The sequence below is a fragment of the Arthrobacter sp. UYNi723 genome (genome assembly GCF_054057635.1).
The window spans coordinates 1-20,504 of sequence record NZ_JBSRZM010000027.1; the positions used below are offsets into that span (position 1 = coordinate 1).

The window sequence follows — 20,504 nt, forward strand, 5'->3', positions numbered from 1 at the left end:
CGCTACGGACTCCGCAATCTGCACACTATCGGCCATACCACGAACTTACCCGCCCCAACAATGAAAACCTAGGTTATTTTGACGCGTGTCCTAAGGACAAACCGCCGGACGCCCGAGCGGCTGGCTGCCTCCACGAGGTTGGTGTTGCCCACCGTGTCGGTTTTGGGGGTGTCGCCCTTGCGGTGCCTGGTATAGCCCGCAGCCGAGGTGATGACGGTGTCGACGCCCTCCATGGCCCGCAGCAACGACCAGGGATCCATCATGTCGCCTCGCGCGATCTCCACCCCGGCAGCCTCGAGCGCGGAGGCATCCGAGCCGGGCCTCACCAGCGCCCGCACCTGCTTGCCGCGCTTGAGCAGCCTCGTGGCAACCTGGCTGCCCAGCATGCCGGTGCCTCCCACCACGAGTACGGGCCGGTCGGTCATTGGGGTTCCCCCAACGCCTCCGAGACCGCACCCAACAAAGCGTTGAACCGCGGGTTGCCGGGAAGGTCATCGATGAACACCGGTGTGCCGTCCGGACCGCCAAGCGGGACCTGCCAGTTCGGGTACAGCGCCTCGGTGGTGCCGGGCTGGTTCTGCACGCGCCGTTCCCCCACCGCATCCACCAGGGCCACGCCGAGAAGGACCGACGGCGTCTGGGCCAGCAGCCGGTGCAGCGCCACTATGGTGCGTTCCTCGCTGCCGGTGCTGCCGAGGACGCCCTCGGAGGAGGCGCCACCCTCAGGCAGCAGGCCGCGTTCCCGCAGCAGACCCATCATCTTTTCGAGCGTGGCCGTGTGTTCCGCCCGCTCTTCCGCCTCGGGGCGTTCCAGGAGGCCCAGCCTGCTGCGAAGGGCCACGTGGTCGCCCGCCAGGTAGCCGGCGGTGGGCGGCAGGTCGTGGGTGTTGACGCTGGCGAGGGCCTGCGTGCGGTACAGCTCCGGCGGCAGGGGTGAATCGCCGTCGTTCTCGAACCAGAGGATGGAGGTGCCCAGGATGCCGCGGGCAGCGAGGTAGTCGCGCACCCACGGCTCGAAGGTTCCCAGGTCCTCGCCGATCACCACGGCGCCGGCACGCTGGGCCTCCAGTGCCAGGATGCCGATCAGTGCTTCGTGGTCGTACGTGACGTAGGCGCCCTCGCGCGGGGAGTTGCCGGCCGGCACCCACCAGAGGCGGAACAGGCCCAGCACGTGGTCCACCCGGATGCCGCCGGCGTGCCGGAGCACGGTGGAGAGCATGTTACGGAACGGCGCGTAGCCGGCCTCCGCCAGGCGGGCGGGATGCCACGGCGGCTGGTTCCAGTCCTGGCCCAGCTGGTTGTACATGTCCGGCGGCGCCCCCACACTGATCCCGGGCGCCAGGACCTCACGGAGGGTCCAGGCGTCGGCGCTGCTAAGGTCCACGCCCACGGCAAGATCGTGCACCACGCCCAGCCGCATCCCCGCCCGGCGCGCCGCCTGCTGCGCGTTCTCAAGCTGCTCGTCACAGATCCACTGCAGCCAGCAGTGGAACCCGATCCTGTCCGCAAGCTTCCGGCGCAGTGACTCCGCTTCAGGGGATCCCAGCGCGCAGTCCGGGTCGGCCCACAGCGGATCGTCCGGTGCCAGGTCTTCCCGGATGGCGGACCACAGCGCAAAGTCATCCAGCCCGGAGCCGGAGATCCGGCAGAATTCATCGAACGCCGCCTGCCGCGCCGGCGAGCGCCGGGCGTGATACAGGAGTTCCAGGGCCTGGAGCTTGGCGGCGTACACGGCGTTCCGGTCCAGCCGTTCGCCGTCCTTGTTCAGGGCCTGGACCTGCTCCTGCAGCGTTTCCACTGTTGCGCGCTTGCGCGGCTTCAGGTAGGCGATTTCCGGGATGGCCTCCACCCGGATGTACAGCGGGTTGAAGAAGCGCCGCGTGGACGGCGAGTAGGGCGAGGGCTGGACCGGCGGCACGGGTTCCGCCGCGTGCAGCGGGTTGACCAGCACGTAGTCCGCGCCACGGGCGCCGCTGAGTGTGGCCAGGTCCGCGAGGTCGGCGAAGTCGCCGATCCCCCAGGACCGCTTGGACCGCACGGAATAGAGCTGGGTTGCCAGGCCCCACCCCCGCCGCTCCACCAAGGAATCGGCGGTGGTAAGCCGCGCCGGAACCACCACCAGCGCGCCCTCGGCTGTGACGCCGTCGGACTCTGCCTGCAGTGTGTGCCAGCCCAACGGCAACCCCTCCGGCACGGCAAACGTGGCCCGGCCGGTGGCCACACCATCCACCTCCTGGGGCGGCACCCAGACGTCCTGCTGGACGGCGGCCACGGGCCCGCCCGCGCCGGCCTCCAGCACAACCCTCAGGCGGGCCGTGGCGCCGTCCTTGACGTGGACTGGAACCAGTGCGGTTTGGCCCTGCTGGACCACGACGGCGGGCGGCAGCATCCGCCGCCACGGCGCCACTTCCGCCTCGGCCAGGGCAGCCTCGACCAGCTGGTTCGTGTGGGCCGGGACGCCCAGCGCCGCCAGAACCTTGGTCAGGGTTTCCGGGGCCACGCTGTGCGGCAGCCCGTCCCAGCCGTGGAACGAGGTGCCCACGCCATGTGCGTCCGCCAAACGTTGGAGCAGGTGCCGGTCCACGGGCTCATGACCGGCGGCATCACCATTGCCCGGTGGAACCGGTGTTCCGAAAATTTGAGCGTGCTGCTGGTCTGGAGCCTTCATGGATGTCCGCCTCGTCTGGTGTGATGGGCCCGAACTTACATTGCTTGCTGACGCACGGGAGCAACACGCCCCCGCGCACGACTGTTGCAGCCAACGATAGTCCGGCGGCAGCCCTCAGGGCGCCGAATCCCGGATTATCAGGTCAAAGCCCGCCTCCGCGTGAACGCCATCTGCCATCGCTTCCAGCCCGTCAATCCGGTCGATCAGCAACCCGACGGACCGTTCCGCAATCTCGTCCATGCCGGGCGACACAGTGGTGAGCGACGGCGAGGCGAACCGTGCCTCGTCGATGTTGTCAAAGCCCGCCACGGCAACGTCCTGGGGCACCTTCACGCCGCGGACGAGCAGTTCGTGCATGGCGCCCAGGGCGAGGGCGTCGTTCAGCCCGAAGACGGCGTCGAGCGGAACGCCGCGCTCCAGGAGGCCGGCAACGGCGGCTGCTCCCCCGTCGCGGCGCCATTCCCCGGGTGCCACCAGGGCCGGGTCAAACGGGACACCGGCGTCCTCCAATGCGCTCCGGTAACCATTGAGCCGCAGGCCAGCAGAGCCCGCTGACTCGCCCGGGCGGGCGCCGAGCACGGCAATACGACGGCGACCTCCCGCCAGCAGGTGGGCGGTGAGGGCGTGGGCGGCGCCCTGGTTTCTCATGGTGACCAGATCCAGCCGGGGATCCAGAATGTGCTCGCCGAGCAGCACCACCGGCTTGGTGCCGCGGTGGGAGGCGACGGCGTCGGCCCCCATCACCAGTGGCGTAAACAGCAGGCCGTCGGTCAGTTGCCGCAGCGGACCCTGCAGGGCGCCGAGTTCGTTGGCTTCCAGGGCGCCGGACTGTTCCACCAGCACCCGGTACCCACGCCACTCCGCTGCCGTCATCACCCGGGATGCCAGCTCGGCGTAGTACGGCGCCGCGAGGTCGGACAGCACCAGGCCCAGCATGTGCGTCTTCCCGGAGCGCAGCCTGCGAGCCGTCAGGTTCGCCTCGTAGCCCAGTGCGGCAATGGCGTCCTGGACCCGTTGCCTGGTGGCCGGCCGGATGAACTCGTAGTCGTTGAGCACGTTCGACACGGTCTTCAACGACACCCCGGCGACGCTCGCCACATCGTTCATGGTCACTGCCATGAACGGTCAGCCTTTGGCAGCCTTGGCCGCCGCCTTTGCTGCCTGCTTGCTGGCCCGCACCTTGGCGAGCGATTCGGGACTCACGATGTCGGCAACCGAAAGGAAGGCATCCTCCTGGCCGTAGTGGCCGGCGGCCTCGCGCCAGCCGGTCGCGCTCAGCCCGCGCTGCTTTCCCAGGAGCGCAAGGAAAATCTTTGCCTTCTGCTCCCCGAATCCTGGCAGTGCCTGCAGGCGGCGCAGCACCTCCGGGCCGTCCGGGTCGCCCTTGGTCCAGATCAGCGTCGCGTCGCCGTCCCAGTCATGCTGCACCGTCCCGGCGAGCGCCTGGACACGTCCCGCCATCGAGCCGGGGAACCGGTGCACCGCGGGCCGTTCCTTGAACACGTCGACGAACGCCTGAGGTTCGTACGCGGCAACCGCGGCCGGGGCGATGGACCCGATCCGGGCCCGGATCTTCTCCGGCCCGGCAAAGGCGGATTCCATGGTTACCTGCTGGTCCAGCAGCATGCCTGTCAGCAGCGCAAACGCGTCATCGGTCAGCAGTTGGTCGGCGGCCGGGTCACCGGTGATATGCAGTTCCATGGCCCTCATCCTTCCACCTCCCGCGGCCTGCGTCATGACCTGGAGTTTTTGTCCATGTAATGGGACTTCGCCAGTCGTTTTGCCCGCATTACCTGGACAAAAAAACCCGCATTACCTGGACAAAAAAAACTCGGGTCCTGCCTAGGAATCGAGCCCCAACCGGATCATGGACCAGGACACGAAGTTGCCGCCGGGTACGGGACCGTGGAAACACCGAGTTCGCTTGTCAGTTCCAGGTGTTCGACGAAGGCGCCGAAACTCCGTCGCCGGACGGGTCCGACGCTGAACGCCGGCTCGATGGTGATCTTGCCGGCGGAGGAGAACTCATCAGCACGGAGTTGAGTAGTTCTTCCGAAAAACCAAGTACTACCTAATTTGAAAAACAAGTACCGATTACGCGGTCGCCGGGGACCACGCCAGAACTACGGTCGACTAATGAGTTAAGACTCGCAAATCGCACTGGTTTGGATGTCTCACTAGGGGGTTGTGGGAAGGATGAATACACGACTCGGCAGCCGCGCTTTCCCGCTCCAACGGGTCCGGGAAGAAAGCGGGGCCGGCGACGAGGAGGTCTTAGAGACCAAGGCCTCTCCCCCAGCCGTCGCCGGCCCTTTGTCCTCCACGCTTCACATTCGTCCAACGCTTCCAATCAGTTCCTGGTGTCCCGGCGGGAGGCGGACGTGAAGTATTCCCGATCCGAGGCTTCCCAGGCACACGCGTCGGCGGGCAGGAGGCCAGCGCCCGCTCATCCGGCCCAACACACCACCCAGCATGCAGCCCCGCATCCGGGGCCGGCGGCAATCCCGGACCGCAGGCCCAACCCGGCACCGGGCGATCGTCTTGGCGCGGAACCGGCAGCGAAGGCGTTCACCATCGGGATGGTCGGCGCCGACGGGCTTATCCCCGATTTGGTCACCGGCTCGAAGGACCTGTCTGACTCCTTGGAGATCCTGGCCCACCTAGGAGCGGCCACGCTGAGCCGGCTCGCCGGCGTTCCCATCGAATGCGCCCTGGTCCTGAGCCGGGCCAAACGCTCCAGAGCCACCGCTGGAACCGGCACGCGGACCGCGACGTTGGCCCGGCTGGAAAAGGAGGTCGGCGAAGGCCCCCTGACCGAAGCCCTCACCGGCACAGGGACCGCGGCCATGAACCACGTGGCCTCCGACTTCCGCTGGGGACGCTACAGGCGGCACCTGCAGGACGCCGGGTTCGACAGCGTCCTGGGCCTGCGGCTCTCCCTGGATGAGGGCACCGAGGCCGCCCTCGCCTTCTTCGCAGCCAGCCCCCAGGCGTTCCCGCTGCACGTCATCGCCGAGGCCCGCAGTTTCACTGACCTCGCGTCCCGCGGCCTCAGGCTGGCCCTTGAGTTGGAGTCGGCCAGCACCAGGGCGTCGGACCTGCAGTCAGCCTTGGAAAGCCGGACGTCCATCGACATTGCCTGCGGCGTCATCATGGCGCAGAACAGGTGCTCCTACAACGACGCAATTGCCATCATCGCCAAGGCATCCAGCCACCGGAACATCAAGCTCCGCAAGGTGGCTGAGGGCATCCTGGCGAACCTGCCAGGCGGAGCGCCGGACACGCATTTCGAGCATTAGGCTGCCGCGGCTCAGGCTACCGCGGGCACCTCCGGAATCCCGTCGCGGTACCTCAGCGTGCTTCGTTTGAAGACCTCGGCGTAGATGGAGGATTGCACGGCAGTCACGTCAGCCCGTCGTCGGAGGTTGTCCTGCAAGATCCTCAGGTCATCCACGTTGGCCACCGCCAATGCCAATGCCCGTGCCCGTGCCCGTGCCCGTGCTGGGTGTACACGAAAGAAGACCAGAGACGAAGTGTCTCTGGTCTTCCGAGTGGGTGGGCCCTGTGGGGATCGAACCCACGACCCACGGATTAAAAGTCCGATGCTCTACCAACTGAGCTAAAGGCCCCAGCCGACGGTCAAACGACCGATCAGCCCAGTCCATTTCTGGACGTAAAATACTTTACCCCACACACGGGGCGGCTTTGGCACGCAGGTTGTCCGCCGCCGTCGTATGTTCCGAATTCCGCACAGCGTCACCGGCGCTGGCAAGGTCCATCCCGGCTGCAAACAGTACTCGATTTCCCGCGCGGCACAGGAGTAGCGTGGGGGGCATGAGCGAACAAGCAGGACCCAGTCACTACGGCGGAGCCAACCGGCATCACAAGCCCAAGCCGTTCGCCCCCATCGACTTTGAGCCGTTCGCAGGCGGCCCCGATCCTGCGCGCGTCTCCGAGGCCGCCCACCTCGCCGCCCAGGCACTGGTGCGCCACGGACGCGACAGCGACGATCCCGTCATCACCGAACGCCTGGTCAAGCTGACCGACGAGCAGGGCCTGGAGGCCATCGCGGAGATGTGGGCGGAAAGCCCGGCGCGTTCGCTGCCCGGCGCCCTCTGGCGGCTGTACGCCCTGCGCGCCGCCACTGTCCAGGACCCGGAACGGATCTCGGTCTATTTCCGCGCGGGCAAGGACACGGCGCAGGTTTCCAATGTGGTGGCCGGCGCCGCTGAACCACCTGGGGCCGAGGAAATGCGGGCCATGGCTGACGCCATTCTCTCCGGAGCGTTCGACGGCGAGTTCGACGTCGCGCTGGAGCGTTCCGCCGCGTTCTGCCGCGTGGTGGCGCTCGGCCAGGCGACGATTGCCGACGGTGCCGAGCTCGGCAACGAGGCCCACGCGAGCAAGCTCACGCGCAACTCGCACCAGCTCGTGAAGACGGCCGAGGACCTTGAACATGCGGCAAACGCCTGGCGGCTGGGCGAGCTCGACTGAACCACCGGCGCCGATCTGTCAATGTTGACTTGGGCCAGGCAACGTAGAACACTGAAACTGGTGTCGAGCCGCGAAACCCCCGGGCTTCAACAATTAGCCGCCTAGAGCGGCCTACCGCCGAGAGGCGTATCCGGTTCGGCACCATTTTTTCGCCTGTTTACAGGCCGCGGGCACTGGACCGGTAGAATCAACATCAGCTGCTGGCCTGCGTCAAGTCACAAGTGGGCGGCCCCCGACCCTGCACATCCCCGGAGACCGGTATCCCAACGTGAAGCTGCGCCTTTTTCCCCAGGAGCCCGCAGGGCTGACCTTGCTTTCCCAGATGGCCCAGCAAATTGTGCATGCCAGCGCCACCATGGCCGAGATCCTGGGCGTCCCCGCGTCTGAGCACGCCAAGTTGGTGGACGACATGCACAAGCACGAGGCGAAGTCCGCCGAGCTGCACTTTGCCTTGCTCACCCACATGCGCACAAGCTTTGTGAACCCGCTCCCCCGCGAAGACATGTACGCACTGTCCCGCTACCTGAACGAAGCCCTCGAAAAGCTCGACGGTGCCGCCGAACTTGTGTCCCTGTACCAGCTGGAGCGGTTGCCAAAACGGGCGGCAGACCAGGTGGATGTCATCGGCCGGCAGGCCGAACTCACGGTGGACGCCATGCGCCGCCTGAACAACCTCGATGACCTGGAGGACTACTGGATCGAGATCCTGCGGCTGGCAAAGCGCGCGGAACGGACCCACCGGGTCTGGGTGGCTGACATGATCCGGGACATGAAGTGGGCACAGTATTCCCGTAACCGGGACATCGCCAACCAGTTGGTGGAAGTCACCAAGGACATGCGGCGCATTGCCACCCAGGTGGGCAGCATCATCGTCAAGGAATCCTGAGGTGACCGCAGTCATTTTCGGCGCCGTAGTTCTGCTGGCCGCGGGATTTGCCTTCCTGAACGGCTTCAGGGACGCCTCCACGTCCGCTGCCCTGGCGGTCCGCACCCGGGCGCTCACGCCAAGCGTGGCCGTGCTGCTTGCGGCCTTCTTCAACTTCCTGGGCGCCCTGCTCAGCGCCAGCCTGGCGGTCACCATCAGCCAGACCTGGATCAGCCTTCCAGAGGGCACCAGCGGCCTTAGCATGCTGGTTGCAGGGCTCGCGAGCGCCTGTGTCTGGGGCGTCCTGCTGTGGTGGCGCGGTATCCCGGCGTCCTCCACCCATGCCCTGGTGGGGGGGCTGGGCGGCGCCGGCCTGGCCAGCTTGGCCGTGGGTGGCCCCGGCGTTGGCGGGGTAGACCAGTCACTGCTGTTCCAGGTGGTTCTGCCGCTGCTGCTGTCGCCGCTGGTTGCGTACAGCGGCGCGTTCCTGCTGGTTCTCCCGGTCACGTGGGCGGCGCGCTACGCCCAGCCCAGCGTGATCAACCAACGCTTCCGCCGCAGCCAGTCCATCGCCGCCGGCGCCGTAGCATTCGGTCACGGTCTGCAGGACGGCCAGCGGATCAGTGCCGTACTGCTGCTGGCCCTGCTGGCGGCTGGATATTCCGACGACGGCACTATGCCCATGTGGGTGGCGCTGCTCTCAGCGGTGATGATCACCGTCGGTACGTTATTTGGCGGCTGGCGGATCTCCCAAACCATCGGCTACAAAATCACCCGGATTGACCCGTTGCGGGGCTCCGTGGCCCAGATCTTCAGCGCGTTGATCCTGTTCGTGGGCGCCATCGGACTGCACTGGCCTGTGTCCACCACCCACACCGTGACGTCCGCCGTGCTGGGCGCCGGCGAGAACCAGAACTTCTCCGTGACAAACAGGAAGCTGGTGATCCGGATTCTGGGGCTGTGGGTCCTGACCCCCGTGGCAACCGCCTCCGGGGCGTTCGTGCTGGCCCTGGCTATGTCGCCGCTGGCGGCCTGAGCGCAAGCTTTAAACGCCGCATCGACTGCTCCAAAAGCGCCCTTCTGAGCTGTCAAAAGGGCGCTGCCGGAGCAATCGATGCGTATTTGTGGCTGGGCGGCGGTGAGGACTAGCCGAAGCGGCCGGAGACGTAGTCCTCGGTGGCCTTCACGGCGGGGTTGTTGAAGATGGTCTGGGTGTTCCCGTATTCGATCAGCTTGCCCGGCTTGCCGGTACCGGCGATGTTGAAGAACGCCGTCTTTTCCGAAACGCGGGCGGCCTGCTGCATGTTGTGGGTCACGATCACCACGGTGTACTGGTCCTTGAGATCGTTGATAAGGTCCTCGATGGCCAGGGTGGAGATCGGGTCCAGCGCCGAGCACGGCTCGTCCATGAGGATCACCTGCGGTTCCACCGCAATGGCACGGGCGATGCAGAGTCGCTGCTGCTGGCCGCCTGACAGGCCGGATCCGGGCTTCTCCAGGCGGTCCTTGACCTCGTTCCAGAGGTTGGCGCTCTGGAGGGACCTCTCCACGAGGACGTCGGCCTCGCCCTTGGAGATCTTCTTGTTGTTCAGCTTCACGCCGGCCAGCACGTTGTCGCGGATGGACATCGTGGGGAACGGGTTGGGCCGCTGGAAGACCATGCCGATCTGCGAACGCACGGTCACGGGGTCCACGCCGGGGCCGTAGAGGTTGTCGCCGTCCATCAGGACTTCGCCTTCGACGCGGGCGCCGGGCAGAACCTCGTGCATGCGGTTCAGGGTGCGCAGGAACGTTGACTTGCCACAGCCTGAGGGACCGATGAAGGCCGTTACGGACTTGGCCTCGATGTTGATGCTGACATCCTCCACGGCCAGAAAATCGCCGTAGTACACGTTCAGGTCTTTGACGTCGATGCGCTTAGACATGGTGTTCCTTCACTTGCTGGGGTACGGATTGAAGTCTAGGGTTTGGCCGCGAGGACCGGAATGGCCTGCTGAAAAAATTTTCAACGGCCGGTCTTGGGGGCAAAGGTCCTGGCGATCAGCCGGGCGCCAAGGTTCAGCACCATTACCAGGATGATCAGCACCAGGGCGGCGCCCCAGGCCCGCTGCGAGGACGGGTCCGGGTTGGCCGGTGAGGTGGGGTTCAGGATCTGGGTGTAGATGAACGTAGGTAGCGAGGCCATCCAGCCGCCGAACACGTTGTTGTTGATGCTGGTGGCAAACCCGGCGGTGACCAGGATGGGCGCAGTCTCACCGATAACGCGGGCGATCGCCAAGGTGACGCCGGACGCGATGCCGGAGATCGCCGTCGGGATAACCACCTTGAGGATGGTGCGCCACTTACGCACACCCAACGCGTAGGCCGCTTCGCGCAGTTCGTTGGGGACGATCTTGAGCATTTCCTCGCTGGAACGCACCACTACAGGAATCATCAGGACCGAAAGCGCGACGGCGGCGACGGCACCGGTTTTGGTACCGGGCCCCACCACGGCGAAGAAGAACGCTGCGGCGAACAGGCCGGCCACGATGGACGGGATGCCGGTCATAACGTCTACAAAGAACGTGATGGCGCGGGCCAAACGGCCGTCGTTGCCGTACTCCACCAGGTAAATGGCGCTCAGCAGCCCGACGGGCACGGAGATCACGGTGGCTACCAGCGTGATCTGGATGGTACCCAACAGGGCGTGGTAGATGCCACCGATAACGGGGGCGCCCTCTTCAACGGCCTTATTGTCGTAGACGCCCGTGACGCCGTTCATGGAGCTGGTGAGGAAGCCCGGGGCGATGAGGCCGGGGACTCCGTTGACCAGCACCGTCCAGATCACGGAGATCAGTGGGAGCAGCGCGATGAGGAACGAGCCCACCACCAGGCAGGTGGCCAGCTTGTCCTTGGCTTTGCGCGAGCCTTCCACCGCCGCGCTCCAGCCCACCAGGCCGGCAGCGAAGAGTATGGCCGAGACGATGCCCCAGCCAAAGGCATTGAACCCGATCAGTGCCAGGATTGCCGCGCCCACGATGAGCGCGAGTCCCAGGACAACGTACGGCGCGTACTTGGGTAGCTGGCCTTTGGTGAGGGCTGAACGCTTACTGCGCACGGGGGTAAGAGTGGAGGACATTTAGTTGGCTCCCGAGAATTCTTTGTGCCGGGTGATGATCCAGCGGGCAATCATGTTCACGCCTAGGGTGATCACAAACAGGACCAGGCCTGCGGCGATGAGCGTGCTGACCTTCAGGCCGCTCGCTTCGGGAAAGTTCAGGGCGATCTCCGCGGCGATGGTCTGGTTGCCGGACGTGATCAGGCTGGCTGTCAGGGCACCGGAGGAGAGGACCAGGGCAACTGCCATGGTCTCGCCCAGCGCACGGCCCAGGCCCAGCATGACGGCGCTGATGATGCCCGGACGGGCGAACGGCAGGACCGACATTTTGATCATTTCCCAGCGCGTGGCGCCGAGGGCCAGGGCGGCTTCCTCATGGAGCTTGGGCGTCTGCAGGAAGATTTCGCGGCTCAGGGACGTGATGATCGGCAGGACCATCACCGAGAGCACAATGCCTGCGGTCAGGATGGTTTTGCCGGTGGCAGAGGCCGGACCCTGGAAGATGGGCAGCCAGCCCATGTTCTCGGCCAGCCAGTTGTAGGCGGGGGAGATTTCCTTGGCGAGGAACGCCGCGCCCCAGGCACCGTAAATCACAGACGGGATGGCGGCCAGGAGGTCCACCACGTAGCCAAGGCCGGACGCGAGTCCGCGCGGGGCGAAGTGGGAGATGAACAGGGCCACGCCAATGGCGATGGGTGTTGCGATCACCAGTGCGATGACGGCTGCGATGAGCGTGCCGATAACGATCGGCCAGATGTAGGCGAAGAAGCCTTCGCCGCCCTGGATCTCGGCGGCCGGGGCGGTGAGCGCCGGAATGGCCTGGACAACAAGGAAGAGTGCCACGCCGAACAAGACGGCGAGGATGAGGCACCCGGCGGTTAGGGCGGCGCCGGAAAAGATCTTATCCCCGGCGCGGCCTGCGCCCTGGGAACTACTCAGGGGGGTGGCGGTCATTCCAGACCCTTCGGTTGTGGGCGGTGCCTAAATCGAGCTTACAAGCCAAAGTTCCCCGCCCCGCCTTTCGGCGTGGCGGGGAACGTGGTTCAGGGACAGGTACTAGGACTTGACCTTGATGGATTCGATGGCCTTGACGGCCTTCTCGGCGAGGGCCGAGGAGAGCGGTGCGGACTTCGCGGAGTCAGCAGCCGTCTTCTGGCCGGCGTCGGAAACTACGTAGTTCTCGAAGGCCTTGACCAGGTCAACGGTCTCCTGCTTGTCGTAGGTGGTGCAGACAACGTGGAAGGAAACCAGGACGATCGGGTATGCGCCTTCGATGGTGGTCTTGCGGTCCAGCTTGATGGACAGGTCGTTGGCGGAGCGGCCTTCAACAGGCTTGCCTGCGTCAACAGCCTTGGCGGCTGCGTCAGCGGAGATCTTCGTGAAAGACTCGCCAACCTTGATCTGAGCAACGCCGAGCTTGCCGCTGACAGCGGAATCATCTGCGTAGGTCACTGCGCCGGGGGTGTCGGTGACTGTCTTGACAACACCAGAGGTTCCCTTGGCGTTCTCGCCCTGCAGGGTTGCGGGCCAAACGCCGGAAGCCTTGTCGGTCCAGACATCGGCAGCAGCAGCCGCAAGGTATTCGGTGAAGTTGGTGGTGGTGCCGGAATCGTCAGAGCGGTTCACCGGGGTGACCTTCAGGTCCGGGAGGGATACGCCTGCGTTCAGTGCGGCGATGGCGGGGTCGTTCCAGTTGGCGATCTGGCCACGGAAGATCTTGGCGACGGTGGCGGCGTCAAGCTTCAGCTCGGTGATGCCGGGGACGTTGAACGCCACAGCGATCGGGGAGATGTAGACCGGGATGTTGATTGCGCCGTCAGGGCCACAGACGGTCTTGGAGGATGCGAACTCTTCGTCCTTCAGGTAGGCATCCGAGCCGCCGAACTGGGCTGACCCGTCTACGAGCGCCTTGCGGCCAGCGCCGGAGCCATCCGGGGAGTACTGCACAGTGGCGCCGGGGTTGGCGGCGGCGAAGCCGGTCTTCCAGGCGTCCATTGCTGCGCCCTGCGCGGAAGATCCGATGCCGGTCAGTGTGCCGGTGACCTTGGGGCCGGCAGAAGTCTGGTTGCCTGCAGGCGTGTTGCCCGTGGCGTTATCTGAACCGCAGGCGGTGAGCGCGAGTGCGCTGGCTGCGATTACAGCAATAGCCGCGTGGCGGCCGAAGCGGAGTGCCTTCACTAGATGTACCCCTTCCAGGGATATTCAGCAGCGGCAGGACCGGAGACGCCCTGCAGCGCGATGCGTACGTTTTGTACCTTCAATGAATTTATGGGCCGCAGGTAACGGGATGGGCGGCCGCAGGTGAACAGAAGATTAACGACGGCGGCACATTGGCTTACAACTGCAGCGTCACCATTGCGCACGTCACACTTTCGGACTTAGGTGCCCGGGCGGCAAATAGACTGGAGGGCATGGCCGCAGCAGCAGCAGGACTATCAGCAAGCAGGCGTTTCCTGCGCGGACGCATCCGGACCGGCCTGGTCCGGAGCCGGAACTCCCTTGTCCCCGCCGTCCAGATGACCGCGTGCGCGGTGGGGGCGTACGCCTTCGCCGAGTACGTCCTGGGGCACTCTGGACCCCTCTTTGCGGCCACATCGTCACTGATCGCCTTGGGCTTCTCGCGCGACCCGCGGCTGCGCCGGGTGATGGAGGTGGGCCTCGGCTGCACCATCGGGATCGCCGTCGGTGATCTGCTGCTGCACTGGCTGGGCAGCGGAATCTGGCAGGCCGCCGTCGTACTTCTGTTCTCCATCCTGCTGGCCCGTTTCCTGGACAGCGGCAACATCTTCACCACGCAGCTGGGGCTGCAATCCTTGCTGGTGGTGCTGCTGCCGGCGCCGGACGGCGGGCCTTTCACGCGCAGCCTCGACGCCGTGGTGGGTGGCCTTTTCGCCCTCCTGGTGACCATCCTGATTCCGAAGGATCCGCGCCGGGAGCCCCGCAAGGATGTCCGGAAGCTGCTCCACGAACTGGCCGAAGTGCTTCGAGAGTGCGCCACCGCCCTGACCGAAAGCGACTCCACGCAGGCCTGGCACGCGCTGATCCGCGGCCGGAACTGCCAGCCGCTCGTGGACGCGATGCGCCATTCCCTGCGCGCTTCCGGTGAAGTGGCCACCCTCGCGCCGGCCCACCGCCGGCACCGCGACGAGCTGGACCGGCTTGAGAATTCCCTTGACTTCATCGACCTTGCGCTCAGGAACAGCCGCGTCTTCGCACGCCGGCTGACCAGCGCTATCAACCACGCCGCGCTTTCAGACAACGCCACCGCGAACATCGCCGACGTGCTCCAGGAAACCGCGGCCGCGATTGATGAACTGTCGCTCGGCCTGGCGGAAACGCACGACGGCGTTCGCCGCGCCCATCTTCGGACAGCCCGGCAGGACTTCAGCGAGATCGCGCTGCGGCTGCACCCCAAATTGCTGGAGGTCGAGCGGCTTGAGGGTGAGACTGTGGTGATGCTGTTCCGGCCGCTCATGGTGGACCTCCTGGAGGCCACCGGCATGGATTCGCGCGAGGCCCGGGACGTGCTGCCCGGCCTGTAGCACCGGCGCCGGTGGTTGAGGCCCGGTGGTTGCGGCCCGGTGGCTGAGCTTGCGAGGTTAGGGGCGGGCGGGGATTGTCGGTGCCCGCCAGTAGGGTGGAACCCATGGCAACAAAGACTTCCCGGGCGTCCAAAGCGCCCGCTTATAAGTGCGCCGAATGCGGCTGGACCACGGTCAAGTGGGTGGGGCGCTGCGGCGAGTGCCAAGCGTGGGGCACGGTTGAGGAAACCGGCGCCGCTGTAGCGCGTACGACGGCGGCAACCACAGTTCTGGAGCCGGCCCGCCGCATTGCCGAGGTCGATGCCACCACGGCGGCTTTCCTGCCCACCGGCGTGGACGAGCTGGACCGCGTGCTGGGCGGCGGCCTGGTCCCGGGTGCGGTCATCCTGCTGGCCGGTGAACCTGGTGTGGGCAAGTCAACCCTCCTGCTGGATGTCGCGGCCAAGTTCGCCCGCACGGCGCAGGATGTCCTGTATGTCACGGGCGAGGAATCCGCGGCGCAGGTGAAGCTGCGAGCCGAACGGATCGACGCCGTCGCGGATTCCCTGTACCTGTCCGCCGAAACGGACCTGGGGCAGGCACTGGGGCAGGTGGAGAAGATCGAGCCGCGGCTGCTGATTGTGGACTCAGTCCAGACCCTCAGCAGCGCAGACGTGGATGGCAGCGCCGGCGGCGTCTCGCAGGTGCGTGAGGTTGCGGCGTCCATCATCGCGGCGGCCAAGCGCCGGAACATGACCACGTTGCTGGTGGGGCACGTCACGAAGGACGGGTCCATCGCGGGGCCGCGGCTGCTCGAACACCTGGTGGATGTGGTGTGCCAGTTCGAAGGCGAACGGCATTCCCGGCTCCGGATGCTGCGTGCGGTAAAGAACCGGTACGGGCCCACGGACGACGTCGGCTGTTTTGACCTGAATGAGAACGGCATCGAAGGGCTGACGGACCCCAGTGGGCTGTTCGTCAGCCGCACCAAGGAGCCGGTCTCCGGCACCTGCATCACGGTGACCATGGAAGGGCGGCGGCCGCTGCTGGCCGAGGTGCAGTCGCTGCTTGCCGAAAGCGCCAACTCGCAGCCCCGCCGGGCCACCAGCGGCCTGGACAGTTCACGGGTGTCCATGCTCCTGGCGGTGCTACAGCAGCGTGCCGGCTGCCTGCTGCACAAGGACGATTCCTACGTGGCTACCGTGGGTGGCGTGAAGCTCAGTGAACCCGCCACGGACCTCGCCGTTGCCTTGGCTGTTGCGTCCGCGAAGGCCCGCAAACCCCTGCCCATCCGGCTGATCGCGTTCGGCGAAGTGGGCCTGGCCGGCGAGGTCCGGCCCGTGCCCGGCATAAACCAGCGCATCCAGGAAGCACACCGTCTGGGCTTCACACACGCCGTGGTCCCGGCCAGCCACAACGGACCCGGACCCGTGCCACCAGGCTTCTCAGTGCGCGAAGTGGAGCACCTTACGGAGGCGCTGAGCCTGCTGATCGGGTAGGGCCCGTTGCCGGCCGGGGCGGTGTCAGCTGGCCGTGATCACCAAGGCAACGCTGTGTCCGCCGAAGCCAAAAGCGTTCACCAGGCCGGCGGGGGCGGAGCCGGGCGCCAGCGTGTGGGCATTTTCAGTGACGATGTTCAGGTTCACTTCGGGGTCCAGCGCCTCGACGTTCGCGGTTCCGGGGAGCTGTCCGGTCTGCAGGGCCTGGACCACCACAACCGCCGCGAGCGCACCGGCGCCGCCCAGCAGGTGGCCGGTGTGGCCTTTAGTGGAGGTCACGGGCACGTCGGCACCGAAAATAGCGTTGATCGCCTGGGCTTCCAGCCGGTCCCCTACCGGGGTGGAGGTGGCGTGGGCGTGAACGAAACCGATCTCCGAAGCCTGCATTCCGGCCGAGGCCAGGGCTTTCTGCATAACGCGCCGCTGCATGGCAGGGTCCGCGGCCACGATGTCGTTGGCGTCGGAGGTTACCGCCCCGCCGGCCACTGCGCCGAGGATGGCGGCGCCGCGCGCCCGGGCGTGGGCTTCACTCTCAAGCACCACAATGCCGGCGCCTTCCGCGAGGACAAAGCCGTCGCGGCCGCCGTCGAACGGGCGCGAAGCGAGCTGGGGTTCGCCGTTGCGCGTGGAGAGTGCCCGGATCTGGGAGAAACCGGTGATCACCAGGTCGTTGACGGAAGCGTCCACGCCGCCGGCAATCACGACGTCGGCCGCGCCGGAGCGGATCATTTCGGCGCCCTGGACAATTGCTTCCGCGCCCGACGCACAGGCGCTGACAGGCGTCCGGGCTCCGCCGCGGGCGCCGAGGTCAATGGAGACCCAGGCCGCGGGGCCGTTGACCATAAGCCGGGTGAGGGTGTGCGGCGAGACCCTGCGCGGGCCGCCGCTGGCGAGCGCACGGTCCTGTTCGAGGGTGGAGCCCAGGCCGCCATAGGCGGAGCCGATCACCACGGCGAACCGTTCGGGGTCGACGTCGGGCGCCCCGGCCTGCTGCCAGGCTTCCCGGGCAGCCACCAGCGCCAGTTGCCCGCACCGGTCCATGCGCTTCAGCTCGCGCGTGGTGAGATGCTCCGAGAGATCCGCGGTGACCTGTCCGGCGATGCGCACGGGCAGTTGTTCCGCCCAGTCCTCGTCCAGCGCGGCGATGCCGGACTGTCCCGCCAGCAGGCCGGTCCAGGTTTCCGCCACAGAGGAGCCGAGCGGGTTGATGGTGCCGGCGCCGGTGATCAGCGCGCGGGGTTGGTCTGCAGACATGGGACGCTACTTTGCGGGGTTGTGGGTGCCGATGGGCACCAGGGTCAGATCGGGGTGGTTCTTCTCGATCCGGCGCAGAGCCCAGACGTCGTTGAACAAGGCGAGGTATTCGCCGTCGGACCTCAACAGCACCTCGGCGCCGGGCACGTTGGCCAGCGCGGGCATGGCGTCCGCCGTCGAAATCCTGGCGATGGAGTACGGCAGGCGTTCCAGCCGCATGGGGGCGCTGAAGTCATGCGCCATGCGGTCCTCCACCACTTCGAACTGCATGGGGCCGACGGCGGCAAGCACCGGCGCCTGGTCTCCGCGGACGTCGGAGCGGAGCACCTGGATGACGCCCTCGTGCTCGAGCTGCTCGATGCCGCGGCGGAACTGCTTGAACTTGCTGGGGTCCTTGGACCGGGCCACCTGGAAGTGTTCCGGGGCGAACAGCGGGATGGCCGGGTACTCCACCGCACCTTCGAGGAAGAGGCTGTCGCCGACGCGCAGCGTGGAGGCGTTCACCAGGCCCACCACGTCGCCGGGGTAGGCCTCGTCGATGACCTCGCGTTCGCGGCCGAAAACCTGCTGGGCGTACTTGGTGGCGAACGACTTTCCGGTGCGGGTCTGCGTGACCACCATGCCGCGTTCAAAAACTCCAGAGCAGACGCGGATGAACGCGACGTGGTCGCGGTGGGCTTTGTTCATGCCGGCCTGGACCTTGAAGACAAAGCCGGAGAAGGACGATTCAACCGGGCGCGGGCTGCCCTCAACGTCCGGCCGGGGTGCCGCGTGCGGCGCGAAATCCACCAGGGCGTCCAGCAGTTCCTTCACGCCGAAGTTCAGGGCGGCAGAGCTGAACAGGATGGGGGTGGCGGTGCCTGCATGGAAGGCTTCGACGTCGAATTCGAGGTTGGACTCGATGACCAGGCCGGCCTCGTCCACGGCGTCGGTCCAGTTGCTGCCCTGCGTCTCCGCAGCCTCTTCGGGCGTGAAGTACTCGGTCAGCGCGATGTTGGCGCCGGAATTGTTGCGCTGGAAGCGGGCGAAGCGGTCCTGGCGGAGGTCCCAGACGCCGCGGAAGTCACCGGAGATGCCCACGGCCCAGGTCAGCGGCATGGGCTGCAGGCCGGTGCGCTCCGTGAGCTCGTCCATCAGCGCCAGGGCGTCCAGGCCGGGCCGGTCCCACTTGTTGATCACGGTGATGATGGGCAGGTTGCGCTGCTTGCAGACCTCAAACAGCTTCATGGTCTGCGTTTCCAGGCCCTTGGCGGCGTCCACGAGCATCACTGCACAGTCGACGGCGGCCAGGACGCGGTAGGTGTCCTCGGAGAAATCCGCGTGACCGGGGGTGTCCAGCAGGTTGATGACGGTGTCCCGGTAGGAGAACTGCAGGGCGGCGGAGCTGATGGAGATGCCGCGGTCCTTCTCCATCTGCATCCAGTCCGAGACCGTTTCCTTGCGGTTGGCCTTGCCGCTGGAGGCGCCGGCGGTCCCGATCACCTTCGCGTGCAGGGCCAGGGCCTCGGTGAGGGTGGACTTGCCGGCGTCAGGGTGCGAGATAACAGCAAAGGTCCGACGCCGGGCCGCCTGTTTGTGAATCTCGTTGACCCGGGCGGGGCTAAGGACATCTTGGGACACGGTGCTACTTTCGCTGCGGTGGGGTTACCCCAAGGCGCTCGGCAGGCCTCAAGGGGAAGCATGGCTCTGTGACAGCCAAGTTCCAAGTTTATCGCAGGGGCGGGCTTTAGGCTGAGGCCATGAACGGTTCAGACGTTTAGGCTGCTTCGGGCAACGGCGCGAAACGCCTCCCGGACAGCCGCCGTCGTACGCGTTCCCGAGGCACTTCGCGGCACCCGCTAACGAGGCACTTTGGGGCTTGTCCGTGCGGTTGTTGCCGCTTCTTACCTCTATCATTGAGCTTGCGGGAAACTGAGTACTTTTGATCCTGCCGGCGGAGTGTAAAAAACCGGCGTACCTGCGGGCGGCAGTCCGCACCTTTGAAGGGAACACCTATGGCTCGGAGCCCCGAAGAATCGCTCAAGGCGACTCTGGGCAGAGTGGCTCCAGGCACGCCGCTGCGCGATGGTCTGGAACGCATCCTCCGGGGGCGGACCGGTGCGCTGATTGTGCTGGGCTCGGACCGGACCATCGATTCCATCTGCTCCGGCGGGTTCGACATCGGCATCGACTTCTCCCCCACAAGGCTCCGTGAACTGGCCAAGATGGACGGTGCCATCATCTGCGACAAGGACGCCGGCAACATTCTGCGCGCCGCGGTCCAGCTGGTCCCGGACTCAAGCATCGAAACCCAGGAATCTGGCACCCGGCACCGCACGGCGGAGCGTGTGGCCATCCAGACCGGCGTTCCGGTGATTTCCGTCAGCCAGTCCATGCAGATCATCGCGCTGTACGTGAACGGGCTCCGGCACGTGCTGGAGGGATCCGAAAAGGTCCTGGCCCGCGCCAACCAGGCCCTCGCCACGCTGGAACGGTACCGTTCGCGGCTGGACCAGGTAACCAGTTCCCTGTCCGCCCTGGAGATCGAGGCCATGGTGACCGTCCGTGACGTCGCGGTCACCCTGCAGCGCCAGGAAATGGTCCGCCGGATCTCCGAGGAAATCTCGCAGTATGTCCTGGAACTTGGCGAGGACGGCCGGCTGCTGTCCCTCCAGCTCGATGAGCTGACAGTCGGCCGCGGTCCCGGCAGCGACGTCATCATCCGCGACTACGCCGGACCGGACGCGTCCGCTGAGGACATCGAACGGGCCGTCAGCGCACTGGTGAACCTCGGCCCCACGGAGCTGATCGACCTGGGCAAGATCTCCGGGATCGTCGGTTTTGCCGGCGGCGAGGCCAACCTCGACGCCGTGGTTCAGCCGCGCGGTTACCGGCTGCTGTCCGGCCTCAAGGCAGTCCCCAAGGCTGTTGCCGACCGCCTCGTGGACCACTTCGGCGGCCTGCAGTTCCTGATGGCGGCCACCATCGACGACCTCATGACCGTTGACGGCATCGGCGACCAGCGCGCCCGGACCGTCCGCGAAGGCCTGAGCCGCATGGCCGAAGCCAGCCTGCTGGACCGCTTCCTCTAGATTCCCCGTCGATAATCCCCATCGATTGCTCCAAC

The 20,504-nt window shown here is 66.3% G+C and carries 17 protein-coding genes and 1 tRNA gene; 7 read left to right on the forward strand and 11 right to left on the reverse strand.

Annotation, left to right across the window (positions count from 1 at the left end):
* Positions 1–68 precede the first annotated feature (68 nt).
* The 4 genes from ACVWY0_RS17875 to ACVWY0_RS17890 form a co-directional block, all read right to left on the reverse strand.
* Positions 69–425 (reverse strand): NAD(P)H-binding protein, encoded by a 357-nt coding sequence (locus ACVWY0_RS17875; protein WP_485837863.1) that lies wholly within the window; start codon positions 423–425, stop codon positions 69–71.
* Entirely contained in the window at positions 422–2,668 is a 2,247-nt protein-coding gene (gene malQ / locus ACVWY0_RS17880; RefSeq protein WP_485837864.1) for a 4-alpha-glucanotransferase, read from the reverse strand. The genes ACVWY0_RS17875 and malQ overlap by 4 nt, the downstream gene beginning before the upstream one ends.
* Positions 2,669–2,782: 114 nt before the next feature.
* A complete protein-coding gene (locus ACVWY0_RS17885; RefSeq protein WP_485837865.1) occupies positions 2,783–3,787 on the reverse strand; it encodes a LacI family DNA-binding transcriptional regulator in 1,005 nt (334 codons plus the stop codon).
* A 6-nt stretch (positions 3,788–3,793) separates the two neighbouring features.
* Positions 3,794–4,378, reverse strand: coding sequence for an HhH-GPD-type base excision DNA repair protein (locus tag ACVWY0_RS17890; RefSeq protein ID WP_485837866.1), 585 nt, complete (start codon positions 4,376–4,378; stop codon positions 3,794–3,796).
* Positions 4,379–5,049: 671 nt separating this feature from the next.
* On the opposite strand from ACVWY0_RS17890, the gene ACVWY0_RS17895 reads away from it, so the two are divergent.
* A complete protein-coding gene (locus ACVWY0_RS17895) occupies positions 5,050–5,967 on the forward strand; it encodes an ANTAR domain-containing protein (RefSeq protein WP_485837867.1) in 918 nt (305 codons plus the stop codon).
* 257 nt (positions 5,968–6,224) lie between these two features.
* Here the strand turns inward: ACVWY0_RS17895 and ACVWY0_RS17900 are convergent.
* Positions 6,225–6,297: transfer RNA gene (locus ACVWY0_RS17900), tRNA-Lys, on the reverse strand.
* Positions 6,298–6,502: 205 nt separating this feature from the next.
* Between ACVWY0_RS17900 and ACVWY0_RS17905 the strand changes: the two genes are divergently transcribed.
* The 3 genes from ACVWY0_RS17905 to ACVWY0_RS17915 all read left to right on the forward strand — a co-directional run bounded on the left by ACVWY0_RS17905 (position 6,503) and on the right by ACVWY0_RS17915 (position 9,063).
* A complete protein-coding gene (locus tag ACVWY0_RS17905) occupies positions 6,503–7,162 on the forward strand; it encodes a hypothetical protein (protein WP_485837868.1) in 660 nt (219 codons plus the stop codon).
* Positions 7,163–7,430: 268 nt separating this feature from the next.
* The gene (locus ACVWY0_RS17910; protein WP_485837869.1) at positions 7,431–8,048 is read left to right on the forward strand and encodes a DUF47 domain-containing protein; all 618 of its coding nucleotides are present in this window, start codon (positions 7,431–7,433) and stop codon (positions 8,046–8,048) included.
* Between the two features lies 1 nt (position 8,049).
* Complete coding sequence (locus ACVWY0_RS17915) at positions 8,050–9,063, forward strand: anion permease (RefSeq protein WP_485837870.1); 1,014 nt, start codon at positions 8,050–8,052, stop codon at positions 9,061–9,063.
* Positions 9,064–9,172: 109 nt separating this feature from the next.
* On the opposite strand, the gene pstB is transcribed toward ACVWY0_RS17915, so the two are convergent.
* The 4 genes from pstB to pstS all read right to left on the reverse strand — a co-directional run bounded on the left by pstB (position 9,173) and on the right by pstS (position 13,302).
* Positions 9,173–9,952 (reverse strand): phosphate ABC transporter ATP-binding protein PstB, encoded by a 780-nt coding sequence (pstB, locus tag ACVWY0_RS17920; protein ID WP_485837871.1) that lies wholly within the window; start codon positions 9,950–9,952, stop codon positions 9,173–9,175.
* A gap of 80 nt (positions 9,953–10,032) precedes the next feature.
* Positions 10,033–11,145 carry a phosphate ABC transporter permease PstA gene (gene pstA / locus ACVWY0_RS17925; protein WP_056347852.1) on the reverse strand — a complete coding sequence of 371 codons (1,113 nt, stop codon included), beginning with the start codon at positions 11,143–11,145 and terminating at the stop codon, positions 10,033–10,035.
* Entirely contained in the window at positions 11,146–12,078 is a 933-nt protein-coding gene (gene pstC / locus ACVWY0_RS17930; RefSeq protein ID WP_248763129.1) for a phosphate ABC transporter permease subunit PstC, read from the reverse strand.
* Positions 12,079–12,180: 102 nt separating this feature from the next.
* Positions 12,181–13,302, reverse strand: a complete 1,122-nt coding sequence (gene pstS / locus ACVWY0_RS17935; protein WP_485837872.1) for a phosphate ABC transporter substrate-binding protein PstS — start codon at positions 13,300–13,302, stop codon at positions 12,181–12,183.
* Between the two features lie 233 nt (positions 13,303–13,535).
* Between pstS and ACVWY0_RS17940 the strand changes: the two genes are divergently transcribed.
* Both ACVWY0_RS17940 and radA read left to right on the forward strand, forming a co-directional pair.
* On the forward strand, positions 13,536–14,666 hold the full coding sequence (locus tag ACVWY0_RS17940; protein ID WP_485837873.1) for an FUSC family protein: 1,131 nt from the start codon (positions 13,536–13,538) through the stop codon (positions 14,664–14,666).
* A gap of 104 nt (positions 14,667–14,770) precedes the next feature.
* Complete coding sequence (radA, locus tag ACVWY0_RS17945) at positions 14,771–16,144, forward strand: DNA repair protein RadA (protein ID WP_056347843.1); 1,374 nt, start codon at positions 14,771–14,773, stop codon at positions 16,142–16,144.
* A gap of 24 nt (positions 16,145–16,168) precedes the next feature.
* Here radA and ACVWY0_RS17950 read toward each other — a convergent pair whose 3' ends face one another.
* Positions 16,169–17,398, reverse strand: coding sequence for a beta-ketoacyl-[acyl-carrier-protein] synthase family protein (locus ACVWY0_RS17950; RefSeq protein ID WP_485837874.1), 1,230 nt, complete (start codon positions 17,396–17,398; stop codon positions 16,169–16,171).
* A 6-nt stretch (positions 17,399–17,404) separates the two neighbouring features.
* Entirely contained in the window at positions 17,405–19,018 is a 1,614-nt protein-coding gene (locus tag ACVWY0_RS17955; protein WP_252568053.1) for a peptide chain release factor 3, read from the reverse strand.
* A 374-nt stretch (positions 19,019–19,392) separates the two neighbouring features.
* Between ACVWY0_RS17955 and disA the strand changes: the two genes are divergently transcribed.
* The gene (disA, locus tag ACVWY0_RS17960) at positions 19,393–20,469 is read left to right on the forward strand and encodes a DNA integrity scanning diadenylate cyclase DisA (RefSeq protein ID WP_104060140.1); all 1,077 of its coding nucleotides are present in this window, start codon (positions 19,393–19,395) and stop codon (positions 20,467–20,469) included.
* Positions 20,470–20,504 lie beyond the last annotated feature (35 nt).

Bases quoted from the DNA above. Each gene is read 5' to 3' on its own strand.
- malQ (WP_485837864.1), bottom strand. From the start codon at position 2,668: ATGAAGGCTCCAGACCAGCAGCACGCTCAAATTTTCGGAACACCGGTT.
- disA (WP_104060140.1), top strand. From the start codon at position 19,393: ATGGCTCGGAGCCCCGAAGAATCGCTCAAGGCGACTCTGGGCAGAGTG.
- pstA (WP_056347852.1), bottom strand. From the start codon at position 11,145: ATGTCCTCCACTCTTACCCCCGTGCGCAGTAAGCGTTCAGCCCTCACC.
- pstB (WP_485837871.1), bottom strand. From the start codon at position 9,952: ATGTCTAAGCGCATCGACGTCAAAGACCTGAACGTGTACTACGGCGAT.
- ACVWY0_RS17875 (WP_485837863.1), bottom strand. From the start codon at position 425: ATGACCGACCGGCCCGTACTCGTGGTGGGAGGCACCGGCATGCTGGGC.
- ACVWY0_RS17885 (WP_485837865.1), bottom strand. From the start codon at position 3,787: ATGGCAGTGACCATGAACGATGTGGCGAGCGTCGCCGGGGTGTCGTTG.
- ACVWY0_RS17940 (WP_485837873.1), top strand. From the start codon at position 13,536: ATGGCCGCAGCAGCAGCAGGACTATCAGCAAGCAGGCGTTTCCTGCGC.
- ACVWY0_RS17950 (WP_485837874.1), bottom strand. From the start codon at position 17,398: ATGTCTGCAGACCAACCCCGCGCGCTGATCACCGGCGCCGGCACCATC.
- ACVWY0_RS17890 (WP_485837866.1), bottom strand. From the start codon at position 4,378: ATGAGGGCCATGGAACTGCATATCACCGGTGACCCGGCCGCCGACCAA.
- pstC (WP_248763129.1), bottom strand. From the start codon at position 12,078: ATGACCGCCACCCCCCTGAGTAGTTCCCAGGGCGCAGGCCGCGCCGGG.
- ACVWY0_RS17905 (WP_485837868.1), top strand. From the start codon at position 6,503: ATGAGCGAACAAGCAGGACCCAGTCACTACGGCGGAGCCAACCGGCAT.
- radA (WP_056347843.1), top strand. From the start codon at position 14,771: ATGGCAACAAAGACTTCCCGGGCGTCCAAAGCGCCCGCTTATAAGTGC.